Below are 13,107 nucleotides of genomic sequence, written 5' to 3' on the forward strand. Positions count from 1 at the left end.
TGGCGACATGTTCCCTATTCAAGGCGGTAACATGTCCATGACATTTAAAATCCTTATTTCGACTCTTCTTTTGAGCTTTTCATTTTCTGCGTTCGCAGGTGATGAGCTGCAAAATGGTGGCGACATTATCGCTTGCCCTGGTCTTGAAATTCCAGCTTACAGATCTTTGGACCTTTACGAAGGCAAGATGGTTTACAATCTGGAACCTGCATTGATCGACCAAAACGATTACCGCGTGATTGTCAGCAAACTGATTGATCGTATTGAAAAATTTGATATCAACCGCGCTAAGCTTTACCGCGTGTTCTTAAAAAACTTTGCATCTGAAGTGCAAATGATTCCTGGCAGTGAATTCGGCAACGTTAAAGACGAAGGATTTATCACCCTTCCTCAAGGTTGCGAGCTTCAACAAGCTGCCGCACAATTTCGCAGACCAACACCAGAAGGCATCAAATATATTTTCAACAGCAACATTTGGTCTAACATGAGCACAATGACTCGTGCTGCTTTGGTATTGCACGAGATTGTGTACCGTGAAGCCTTGATGCCTAAAACAGGTCCTGCGACTTCTGCAAAAGTTCGCTATTTCACAGCCTATATTCATTCGTCGAAAATGGTGAATGGATCGAGTGCAGATTATGCCAAAGCTAAGGCCTTTGCTGGGTTCAAGTAATCAGTAGCCCCGGAAAAACCAAGGGGTGCTGCTGCATTTAACCAATGTCGAGCCGGCAGACCCAGCGTTTTTTCCAGTACCCCCTGCGACACTTAGTGTTCCGCTGTAGCTGCCCGTACAATAAATCGCAATACGTCCGCCGCCGCCACCGCCCCCACGCACCAAACCATTTCCGCCTTTAGAAATAATTCCGTTTGAAACAGAGTTGATGTTTTTTGCCGTGATCCAAATACTTCCGCCAGAACCACCACCACAATAATAATCGTTGATTTGATCTCCGCCAGACGCCGAAAGAACTGCTCCAGCGTTGATCGTAAGATTATTGGTAATCACAAACTTAATCGCACCGCCACCCGTACCACCTAAGCCATCAGCGACCGTTCCGCAACCACCACCGCCCGAGCCTAAATCCACAGGAGCTGTCGAGGATCCATATGCCGCGCCCCCGGCGCCACCTTGCCCCGCACCACCGGCTCCGCCATAACCACCACCACCGCCACCGTTCGCATTCGCAATACCTTTTCCGGTACCGGTATTAGCAGCATTACCTTCATTCGCGGCAACAATGGCGTTACTTGCAAGTGTAATGTTGTTATAGGTGTAAGTTCCATTTTGAATCGAGCTGGTCGTTGGCAACAGCAAATCGTTTGTCGTAGTATTTATAACCACGGCCGAACCTGGCGTGGCACCGTCTGGCCAACCAGCACTTCCAATTGCCGCAGTAATCGTCAAGGATGTGCTATAAGAAGTTGTGTAGTAAATTGCAATGCGACCCCCACCACCGACTCCGCCGTAGGCATACGATGCATCCCACGCACCATCGCCGCCATTCGCAGCAATTGTTCCAGAACCAGCAACAGAATCAGCGACAATCCAGATACTTCCACCCGATCCGCCACCTGGATAATAGTCGTCGTACCACCACGGATCAGTACCGTTTGAAGTCAAATTCCCATCGACGGTTAATGTGCCCGTAAGAACCAACTTGATAGCTCCCCCACCTCGGCCCCCTAGTCCATTGCTACTTCCGGTGTTTGCTCCACCCGATCCCTGATCGGTCGGCTCCAACATGTTGCCATAGGTTGCACCACCTAAAACACCAACATAGGCTCCACGACCGCCATAACCTGCTCCACTCCCATAATAAGTTCCATTTGTGGTGCCCTTGCCGGTACCAACGCCCGCCTTCGAGCCATGGGCATTATTCCAAAGAGTCACACCACTTGAAATGGTCATGTTACGGAAGTTATAGGTTCCATTTGAAATCGAGGAGCTTCTGTAAATGAAAAGATCATTGTTCACGTAGTCTATCCAAAAAACTGATCCTTCACTCGCTGTCCAAAATGCCGAACTCGTGCCTGGATTGGCCGTCGCATTTCCCGAAAACGTAGTGGTCGCATAATTGATGGAGACTCGGCCGCCACCGCCAGCGCCCTTGGCGTTTGCACTATTTGAACCGTTCGCTCGAACCGTCCCCGCCCCAGCAAACACAGCCGCTTTGATCCAAATACTACCACCGGCACCTCCGCCACCTTTGACACCGGCTGCGACGGAATCAGTTCCGTTCATCGTGATTGTACCAGCGACCGTCATTGTTCCCGACACATCGAACTTAATAGCTCCTCCGCCGGGCCCCGAGCTTGATTGCATACCACCAGGAGACCCTAAAGTTATTGGGGAAACCGGATCACCATATGTCGTACAAAAATCGTAAGTATTATCCAACCCGCCAAAGCCGCCATGACATCCACCAGAAGATGCAGTGCCACTGATGGTTCCAGCCCCCGGGCCAGACGTACCGGAGTATCCTTTTCCATCACCAGTAACAGTTCCATTGATAGTCACCGTGTTAGCAATAATGGTGACGCCTGTGCCAGCCGTCGTATCAGAGAGAACCGTTAAAGTTCGCGAACTGTTCACAATCAGAGTTGAGAATGTATAAGTACCGGGATTTAAAGTCACCGCGCCTGTGATCGTCACAATGCCCGAGGAGGTATAGTCGCCGGGTGATTGAGTCACACCTGTCCAGCTGACATCGGCACGTGCGTTTACAACGGCAAAGAGCATGGATACGAAAAGCCATGCCTTGAAAGAATATGTATTTGAATAAAACTGCTTTATACTTTCCATACACATTACGTCCCAATAAGTTCAAACAATGATTTCGATTTCAATTAGTTCGCGTAACCGCTGCTCCAATTCACATAAACTTTTGTGCCCACACGCATGAACGAGTAAACCGCATTCGCGCCAGAAGCCGTGGCATTAGCTGGTAAGAAATAAAAGTTTCCAGAACCCGCTGTACCTGACAAAGTATCTGGCGACGTTTGACCAAAGGTACATGATGCCGAGAATGTCGTCGAAGCCGTGATCGCCAATGTATATACACCACCATCACGCATATTCGAGAACGTCAGTTGCGAACCACAGTTTGTCGTCACGCTTTGAGTATTACCACGGCTCCAGTCGATTGTTGTCGTTGTGCCGTTATCGTAAGAAGCACCACGAATCGAACCATTGACTTCAAGCTTGTCATTGGCTGCGGCACCCGTACCGATACTTACGTTACCATTTGCTGACGCCACTTGAATGCGGTCACTATTACCCGCTCTGATTTTAAAATCGAAAGCATCATTTGTACCGACACTTGCAGCAGAACCGAACGAGTTACCACCGTTCACCAGAATGCCTGCACCCGTTAGCGTTGTCGCACCTGTACCACCTTTAGCAACTGGAACCACAGATCCAAAGTTCGCAGGGTCCACACTGATTGTACCCGAGCTTACCGCAAGTCCCGTTCCGACAGTCACCACACCAGCCGTTGAAGTTGTTGCTGCATTTACAGAAACCGTTGGAGTTGTTGTTCCAGTGATAACGATCGGCAAAGTTCCAGAAACACTGGTCACTCCACCAGTTGCCGCCGCCCATTTCACACCGCCTGCTGCTGAGGTATCGACAGTCAGTACCTGACCGTTCGTAGAACTTGCAGGAAGGCGAACGTTGTTAGTGCCGTCAAACACGATCAAATCACCTTTAGCTGACATTGGAGAAAGTGCATCGAATGCGCCCAGTTTCGTCGAAGCTCCCGTACCGCCGCTTGCGATTGGCAAGACACCCGACAAGGAAGAAGCCACGATATTAGTCAGTAATGAACCATCGATCGCTGGAAGTTTATTACTTGCTCCCACCGCCACGATTTTGCCTGTTGTTGTTCCCGTATCGACAACCAATGACCCAGAGCTCAATGTTAAACCCGCACCATATGATAGACCCAAATCAGAGCCCGTTACATTCAGTGGAGCCGCGGTTCCCAGAGCAGCATATGTCCCCGCACCTGTTCTTTGTACGATACCGGTTCCGGTGATCGTGGTGATATCTGTCGCTGTTGGAGAAGCCCACTTGATACCATTTGCCGCTGCCGCATCCACGACCAATACTTGGCCATCGGATGAACCCACCGCCAAAGACACACTGTTCGTACCGTTATGTGTAACGATCGAACCTTTTGCCGCCAATGGAGAAAGCGCATCAAAGCCGGCAGTCTTAGTAGACTGACCCGTACCACCCTTAGTGATCGGTACGACGGCAGTGAAATTTGTAGGATTCACAGCTAAGTTCGCGGCATCGACACTTACTAAACCAGCGGTCACAGACAAGCCGGAACCCACTTGCATAATACCTTTTGCAGATGTGGATGCATCACCAGGAGCCGTGCCGGTAGCGTCATCCGCCATCACCCAGCTTCCAGATTGGTATTTCAAAATTTTTCCATCAGCGATACCGGTCGTATCGACTGCAGCACCTTTGATTTTATCAACCGACGTAGCACCCTGTGTGCCGCTGACGTCACCGGCCAACGAACCAGAGAAGTTCGTTACCGAAGTGGGAGAATTAATCCACTGCAAACCACCGGCTGTCGAAGAAAGAATTTGTCCCGCTGTACCCCGTGCAATGCGCACATTGTTTGTACCATCGGAAGTCACCAGATCTCCCGCGGTCGTCAGTGGTGAAAGGGCATCGAAAGCGGCGGTTTTAGAAGACTGACCCGTACCACCCTTTGAAATTGGAACCACTGCAGAAAAGTTTGCGGGATTCACCGCCAGATTGGCAGCATCAACGCTCACCAAACCAGCAGTCACGGATAAGCCGGATCCAACCTGCATGATACCTTTCGCAGACGTGGAAGCATCACCAGGAGCAGAACCCGTCGCATCGTCAGCCATTGTCCACTTGGTACCATCGTATTTAAGAATTTTTCCTGTTGCGATACCAGTTGTATCAACAGTTGCGCCTTTGATTCTATCAACAGAGGTCGCACCTTGTGTGCCGCTTACGTCACCCACCAAAGATCCGCTGAAATTTGTCGCCGTCGCAGCGCTTGCAGCAACCACACCCGTCAACTGAGAACCATCAACAGCAGGCAATTTTGCAGAGCTATCCAATTGCACGATTTGGTTTGCAGCGGTACCCATATTCACTTTGGCCACACCAGACGTGATCGAAATACCTGAAAGTGCCGCACTCGTATCGAATTGCACGATACCTTTGACTGAGTAAGAAGAATCCACAGGCGAGCCGCCTGTCGCGTCGTCAGCCATCACCCAGTTACCCGATTGATATTTCAAAATTTTACCGTCAGCAATACCCGTAGTTACGACTGGAGAGCCTTTGATTTTATCTACTGAAGTCGCCCCCTGAGTGCCGCTGACGTCACCAACCAAGGAACCCGTAAAGTTCGTAGCTGAACCTGCAGTTGTTGCAGAAGAAGCGACAACGCCAGTCAGTTGTGAACCATCCACAGCCGGAAGTTTGTTTCCCGTATCCATCGCCACGATTTTACCCGTCGTCACACCCGTGTCGACAACCAAAGAACCCGCACTTGTCGTTAAGCCCGTACCATATGCCAAACCAATACTTGAACCCGTCACATTAATTGGAGCCGTTGTCCCAAGAGTTGCATAGGTCCCCGCACCCGTTCTTTGCACGATACCTGTACCAGTGACAGTGGTAAGATCCGTTGCAGTGGGCGCAGCCCATTTGATTCCATTAGCAGCTGCAGAATCCACCATCAACACATGACCGTCCGTGGAGCCTACTGCCAACGCCACGTTGTTAGAGCCGTCATGAGTGATAATGCTGCCTTTCGCCGCCAACGGAGAAAGAGCATCAAAGCCTGCTTGTTTCGTCGACTGACCGGTACCGCCCTTATTAATTGGTAAGATACCTGAAAGTGATGCAGCCACGATATTTGTCAGAGCCGAACCATCCACCGCTGGCAATTTAGCAGTGCCGTCCAATTGAACGATTTGATTTGCTGCTGTACCCGTATTTACTTTCGCCACACCCGCGGCAACCGTCATACCCGAAACAGCGGCGCTCGTATCGAACTGCACGACACCTTTTGCTGAATAAGATGAATCAGATGGCGAGCCGCCTGTGGCGTCGTCAGCCATAGTCCATTTCGTACCATCGTATTTAAGAATTTTTCCAGTCGCGATGCCTGTTGTATCCACAGCTGCGCCCTTGATTTTATCAACGGACGTCGCTCCCTGCGTACCACTGACGTCACCAACCAACGAACCAGAAAAGTTCGTCGCCGAACCCGCTGTTGTTGCAGACGAAGCAACAACTCCAGTTAATTGCGAACCGTCCACTGCTGGGAGTTTCCCTGTGCCATCCAATTTAACAATTTGATTTGCACCTGTACCAGTATTGACTGTCGCAACACCTGCCACGACCGTCATTCCCGATGTCGCCGCATTCGTATTGAATTGCACAATACCTTTTGCAGAATAAGAGGAGTCCACAACAGTGGAGCCCGTATCGTCATCAGCAAACACCAAAGTACCTGAAGAGTATTTCAAAACTTTTCCGTTCGCGGCTCCGGTAGTAACAACAGACATACCTTTAACTTTATCAACCGACGTTGCAGATTGAGTTCCGGACACATCACCAGTCAAAGAACCCGTGAAGTTTGTAGCCGAGCCCGCCGTCGTAGCCGAAGTCGCTGTCGTCGCGGAAGAGGCCACGATACCCGTTAATTGCGAACCATCGATCGCTGGAAGTTTTCCCGTGCCATCCAATTTCACAATTTGATTCGCGCCCGTACCCGTATTTACTTGCGCCACACCGTTTGTAACGACGATACCTGATGTCGCTGCATTCGTCAGGAACTGCACCAAGCCTTTGATAGTATAAGAAGCATCCAACGAAGAACCACCACCTGCTGGTGTATCACAAGCAAAGGCAGCACCATTGTAAGTCAGAAACTGTCCTGTCGAGCATGTCGATAGATCTGTTTTTCTAACGTAATCAGTTGCTACCAAGCCCCCCAGCTTTTCCGCTGAGACTGCGTTAGTTGCATAAGGCACAGAACGAATTTCAGAAGCGGGAACAATGTGGTTCCAACCTGCGGTGCCGTTCGGATTGAATTGCACGTCCAGAAATCTTTTGTCCGAAGCAGATAACAAAAATGTTCCACCCTCAGCACAAGACACTGTGCCGGAGTTATTCATAAACTCATAAACCTTAGACGATGAATTGGGAAAGTTGGCAGTTCCATTTCCGATAGCGACGTCAAACAACCCGTCCGATGAAATAGGAATCAAATCCGCTTGTTCACGCCACAGTGTACAGTTCGGATTATTGCCATGAGATTTATCAACCATGATAGAGAAACTAAAAGAAGCCATCGTGAAGCCTGGACCGCCGCCCGTAGCATTTGTAATACGGCCTTGATAGGAAAAGGTCGTTGGAGCCGCATGAGCGACTCCAAACGTAAACAGAGACGTGAACAGAATCACGATTCGTATTTTACAGAATCTTGAATTTGTGTAATCTCCCATAAACGTCCTCCACGAACATACCGGAATCGACGATGACTCCGAACTCTTCGGTGAGATTGGTAATTTACTAGAGATTACTCGCAGATAAGTGTTCACAAGAAGAAAAGGAAACACCTTATGAACCACTCAATATGACCTAGGTCTTGTAGCAGAATGGACCGCCCGGGCTGTTCCATTGTGAAGTTTTAACTAATACAAAGTGAACAAAGAATCTTATTAAACCAAAAAAAGTGGGAGAATTCTGAATAAAAACATGAGGATTCACGTTCTGATACCGCGTCCCCTATGGAGTCATTCCTAAATAATTTTTAGTGGATATTTACTCAAAAATCCTAATTATTTAAACCCGAGGTGGATTTAATTTTGAGACGAATTTGCTTCAAGAATTGCGGGCACGGTATAGACCTAAACAAAGATTTGCGGTCTGCTGTTTCCATTGGCCGGTTTTACTGTCAGGGTGACAGAAAATATTCATGCACGACTCTAAAAGATATTCTCCGTTGGGATCCATTTTTAAGGCCGATGGCTCGCAGGCCTTCATCGCATCCGCCAAAAGTGTTTTGGAATTTCCCATGGGATCAACGGAAGGCAACTTAGGTTTTTGCGCAGCCGTATCTTGTGGTGCCGGAGTGGAAGCTTCTTCAGCAGCATCTGCAGATGATTGAGTGGAAGCGATCTCTGTAGAACCACTGGAAACAAAGCCTGAACTTCCTCCAATTAAATTGTCAGTCCCAAGCTTTGCACAATTCTGATATCCCAGAAGTAACACAGGTGTTCCAATCAATAACGCCAACTTGCTGATAGAAAGCTTCATTCCCCCTCCAAGCAATTTGGGTAAATGCAATTTCAAGGCTCAACCGTTTTTAACGGCCATTAAGGTGTAGATTGATTTGCAGCTGTTGATATTTTTAAATTCGCCCAGATCCTAGACATGCCTACTCCCCTGTTTCCAGGCTGTATGGATGGGATAACAGGGCTTCTGAGGCAAGCCAGCGCGTTTTAAAAGGCAAACGAGCACACGCAGGCAAACACGTTTGTTTAAGTTGTGGACGAATCAATTTGAGATGCATTCAACGAAGTCGACTCGAAGTCACGCTCGTTCACATCAGTCAGAGGATAAAGATACATGGATAAATTATAAACTTCTGTCTTAGGGCCATCTTCTAAAAGCAAACACATCTTACGTCTAAACTGCGTCAGCATTTGTTTTGCTTCTTCGATCTTTGCGACATTGATCGGCATTGTGATGGTTCCGAAATGACGTTTCTCCATCGGCACCGTACGCAAAGCCTCTTCAGACTTTCGCAAATTGGCCATGTGACCTTCCACGATGGCGGAACTTGGAATTTCTGATGTCGTCGTCAGCTGCGAAGGAATGCGCAACCAGCGGCCGTTCTTCATTTTGATCACGCCTTGCACTTCCAAAAGATTCAGACATTCTTCGGTTTTTTCCACTGACAGCGCCAGGCGTTTAGCAATCCATTCTGTGGAGCTTTCAAAATCATCAGTCTTCATCAGATTCAAAATCGCATAAGGTTCCCAGCTGGTGATCAAACGCAATTCCTGATTTTCCAAAACTTTTTGGAAGTTCATACGTTTTGCACGAACTGTGACGAAACTTGAAAGAGTGACTTGCTCTTCCTGAGTTAAACTTAAACCGTAGGAAATTCTGTTGGAGTAGTGATCACTGAGTGGACGGCGTTCGTGAAAGATTTCATTCAAACGACCAGGAGAGATTCCCGCTTTTTGCGCCAGCGCACGCATCGAGAAACGCGGATTTTTTTTCTGCATCTCTTCTAGTTTAGCGCTTAAAAAACGGTTCAACGTCATGGGTGTCTCCTGGGGAGACACCATAACTTAGTGTCTTAAACTTTATCAAGCTCAACGCATGGCGACTCCGGCAGATTCGCTCCAGCAGCGGTCTTAGAGAGATGCTCCGGCACTGATAGAGGGAACATTTGGATATTCAGAGAGTAGACTTCACTTTGTGTACCCTGCTGCAATAAACGAAGGATACGCCCACGGAAGCGCTCAATCATGCGCTCAGCCACTGGGATCTGCTGCGGATTCACCGTCAACGTGACACCTGTGTAACTCGAGTTCATCTCAAGCTCCATCGCCTGGCTGGCCTTTTCCAAGTGCTTCTTATAATAGTTACGACTTTCTTGATTTGCACATTCGTAAGAAGTGATCAAACGGCGGTGAACGATTTCGATGCCGCGTTCTTCATTGCGAATCAATTCCATACGCTCCAGATTTTCCAAACCTTTTTCCACTTGCTCAGGGGTCAAAGCCAAACGTTCTGCAATCCAGTTTACGTCGTCATTGCCATTGGCAATTCTTAGTAAATTCAAAATCGCATACTCTTCCCAACCACCCATCAGATTGCCACTCTTCACACCCAACACGCGATCTGAATTGAAGCGACGTGATGTTACAGAGATATAAGATCTCAATTGTTGACGCTCATCTTGATTAAGTCCCAAGCCCGTGGAGATCTTTTCAAAATAAAATTCGCTGAGGGGGCGTTTGCCACGGATCAATTCGCTTAAACGACCTGGCGTGATGCCGATTTTGTAAGCAACCATACGTAGTGAAATACGACGATTAGATTTACGAAGCTCTTCGAATTTGTTCATCATGAATTCTGTAATAGTCTGGTTTTGCATGAACACAGTATTTAACCAAGAAGTCATATTAAGCTATAAATCTCGCGGGGTTACGGTCAGTAACTGTTCCCTCAATTAAGACACGGGAACGGCTATTCCAATTATGGAACACTTTCTAAAACCACCGAAGTTATGAGAATGACATAAAAAACCGAAAAGTTCTCAGACATGAAGACACCAAAAAGAATCGGACAGTTTCAGATAATCAAGCGCATCGCCGCAGGCGGGATGGCAGAAGTTTATTTGGGTAAATCTGATTCAAGATTCGGTATCAGCAAACTTGTCGCGATCAAAACAACTCTGCCGGAAGATCAAAATTCTGAAATTTTTAAAGACATGTTTTTTAAAGAAATTCGTGTCAGCGCAAATCTGAATCATCAAAACATTGTGAAGATTTATGATTTCGGAGAGCACAACAATCGCGCCTTCATGGTGATGGAATACATTCACGGCGTGACCTTGCGTGACCTGATGTCATATCACCGCGACAAAGAAGATCCTCTGCCGACACCGTTCATTCTTTATATCGTACACCAGGTGGCCTTGGCCCTGGCCTATGCTTATCAGTCAGTGGATCCGCAAACAGGATCCTCCTTGAAACTGATTCATCGGGATATCAGTCCTCACAACATTCTGATCTCATTCGAAGGTGAAGTAAAAATCATCGATTTCGGGATTGCCAAAGCGACCATGGATGTCGAGCAGACTCAACATGGGCAGGTTAAAGGCAAAGTCGCCTACATGAGTCCCGAGCAAATCAATCGTGAAACTTTGGACCATCGCACCGACATTTTCTCATTGGGAATCGTGTTCTGGGAGCTGCTCGCGAACACGCGTTTCTTTGCCGGAAACACGGTCGGTGAAGTCAAAGAATCCATTCGCCTTTACGATGTTGCAAATCTCCCAACTGCTGTGATCAAAGACCGCTCGGAGGAGCTTTTGAATGTTTTGCCGCGCATGCTTCATCACATTGCTCAGTTCCGCGCCGAGGATGCGAACGACCTTGCAAGGCATATAGGAACATTGCTGTCGACAAAGCATCCGGATTTTTCGGCACTGTCATTGGCCGACTATCTAAAAGAAGTCTTCGCCATGACCTATAAAGATACCATGGAACAGATCCGTCAGTTCGTTGTCGAAGACGATAAAACCATGACGATCAGTACAACCGCGACTGCTGAAGAAGTGATGTCGATGCTAACCAATAAATCCATCACAGCACCGATTCTGAAAAACATCAAAGTACCGGCGCCACCCGTTTACGTGCCACCCGAAATGATTCCGCCACGTCCTAAGTGGACCAATCCCTCTCCGAATATTTTAAATATTCCAAATAGGCCCCTGGGCCAAAATGGAAAATTCAGCAACCTACTAAAAGGCGCAGTGGCCATAGCGTTGCTATTAACAGTGGGCCTGCTGTTGGGAAAAGAAAATCTAGAAACAAAAAAACCAGCCCCACAGGTCTACTCGTCAGTCCCAACACTGACCCCTATCCAACCCAGAAGAGCGGCCCCACAACCCGCACTCCCAGTACCACCAAGCCCTTTTAAAAAGCCACCAACATACACGCACAAAAAAGTGCTGAAAAAAAACCGCCTCCCCGCTTCTCCAAAGCCCGCGAAGCGCACATCGCCATACCAAAAAAACATAAAAAACTAATCTCTCAGAAGTTAAAGAGCGACGAAAAACAAAACTCGTTCAGCCGGGATTGAATGAGACGTCGTGACTCGACAAGGCCACCAGACTTGGGCACAGCGGCCAGCCGCCTGCCGTGCAGCGACCTCCGTGGGCGCCTGGATGGCGCGCACCCGCCGCAGGCGGGCCACGGCTGAGCCACGACGGCGTGTCGCGGAATCGGCAGGCGCAGGCCGATGGGACCAAGGCTGGTGGCCTTGTCGAGTGACCGAGAATAAAAAAACCCGGCTGTTAACCGGGTTTGTGTTTTAAGGAGCGACAGTGACTTTGTTTCTGCCACCTTGTTTTGATTGGTAAAGCGCTTTGTCCGCTCTTTCATAAAGCTGTGTCCACTCTGTTTCTGCCGCGTATTTTGTAGCGACACCCACGGAGATTGTGACTGGAATCTTTTTACCTTCGAAGACGAACTCGCTGGTTTCAATTGTGTGACGAATACGCTCGCCGACTTCTGCAGCCACTTTTGGATTTGAACCGGAAAGCAGCAAAACGAATTCCTCACCACCGTATCGGGCAAAGAAGTCATTCGCACGGATCAATTTCATGATCACGATACGGCAAAGTTCTTTAAGCACATAGTCACCACCTGGGTGACCATAGCCATCGTTGATTTTTTTGAAATGGTCGATATCGAACGTCACCAAACTAAGGGGCTCGTTCAAAACTTCAGAGCGCTTCATCGCCTCCGGGCCTTTTTCGATCAAAGCACCTTTGGAGTGAGCACCTGTCAGAGCATCTTTTTGCGCCCGCTCATACAATGCTGAAGTACTCATGGCTTCAAGGCTTCCTTTTTCAAGGAATTTGAAAATCACGTTACCGGTTTTGATTTGGTCATTGTTCTTAAGCAAGCAAGAGGCCAATGGCGGAATCGTTTGACCATTCACCACTGTCTTATTTGTCGAACCCAAATCGATCACGGAAACTTCGCTGCCATTCACTGCGAATTTCGCATGCGAACGACTTAAACTTTTATCATCAATATAGACTTGGCTTTCAACAGAGCGGCCGATCGTAATGTCATTCGCTGTAATGGGATATTGCTTACCCACGTATCCTGGAGGCCCAATCAAAACCAAAACTGCAGGAGGCACATCATCTGCCTCACGCAATTTACCTTTAAAAGTATCACTCGCAACTATACTGGTTTTTTCTAAATTATCAGAATCGTCATTGTTAGCCATAACGACAATTATAGGGAAGGGAGTGAAGGGTGACAATCAACCATAAG

8 protein-coding genes are annotated in these 13,107 nt (G+C 48.1%); 2 read left to right on the plus strand and 6 right to left on the minus strand.

Translation table 11 applies throughout. From position 1 onward, the window contains the following. Positions 1 to 31: 31 nt before the first annotated feature. A complete protein-coding gene (locus tag HW988_RS15600; protein WP_220128760.1) occupies positions 32 to 673 on the plus strand; it encodes a hypothetical protein in 642 nt (213 codons plus the stop codon). Here HW988_RS15600 and HW988_RS15605 read toward each other — a convergent pair whose 3' ends face one another. The 5 genes from HW988_RS15605 to HW988_RS15625 form a co-directional block, all read right to left on the minus strand. Further along, entirely contained in the window at positions 674 to 2,803 is a 2,130-nt protein-coding gene (locus HW988_RS15605; RefSeq protein ID WP_181605100.1) for a hypothetical protein, read from the minus strand. 44 nt (positions 2,804 to 2,847) lie between these two features. After that, positions 2,848 to 7,518: a hypothetical protein gene (locus HW988_RS15610; RefSeq protein WP_220128761.1), complete on the minus strand. Its 4,671-nt coding sequence runs from the start codon at positions 7,516 to 7,518 to the stop codon at positions 2,848 to 2,850. A gap of 379 nt (positions 7,519 to 7,897) precedes the next feature. Continuing rightward, positions 7,898 to 8,332, minus strand: a complete 435-nt coding sequence (locus tag HW988_RS15615; RefSeq protein ID WP_181605102.1) for a hypothetical protein — start codon at positions 8,330 to 8,332, stop codon at positions 7,898 to 7,900. A gap of 224 nt (positions 8,333 to 8,556) precedes the next feature. Further along, positions 8,557 to 9,348 carry a DUF4423 domain-containing protein gene (locus HW988_RS15620; RefSeq protein ID WP_181605103.1) on the minus strand — a complete coding sequence of 264 codons (792 nt, stop codon included), beginning with the start codon at positions 9,346 to 9,348 and terminating at the stop codon, positions 8,557 to 8,559. A gap of 35 nt (positions 9,349 to 9,383) precedes the next feature. Continuing rightward, entirely contained in the window at positions 9,384 to 10,214 is an 831-nt protein-coding gene (locus HW988_RS15625) for a TIGR02147 family protein (RefSeq protein ID WP_220128762.1), read from the minus strand. A 141-nt stretch (positions 10,215 to 10,355) separates the two neighbouring features. On the opposite strand from HW988_RS15625, the gene HW988_RS15630 reads away from it, so the two are divergent. After that, on the plus strand, positions 10,356 to 11,846 hold the full coding sequence (locus HW988_RS15630) for a serine/threonine-protein kinase (RefSeq protein WP_181605105.1): 1,491 nt from the start codon (positions 10,356 to 10,358) through the stop codon (positions 11,844 to 11,846). Between the two features lie 284 nt (positions 11,847 to 12,130). Here the strand turns inward: HW988_RS15630 and HW988_RS15635 are convergent, their stop codons facing one another. Next, positions 12,131 to 13,060, minus strand: coding sequence for a diguanylate cyclase (locus HW988_RS15635; protein WP_142701398.1), 930 nt, complete (start codon positions 13,058 to 13,060; stop codon positions 12,131 to 12,133). Positions 13,061 to 13,107: the final 47 nt, after the last annotated feature.

The sequence above is a fragment of the Bdellovibrio sp. KM01 genome, from assembly GCF_013752535.1.
Taxonomy (GTDB): Bacteria; Bdellovibrionota; Bdellovibrionia; order Bdellovibrionales; family Bdellovibrionaceae; genus Bdellovibrio.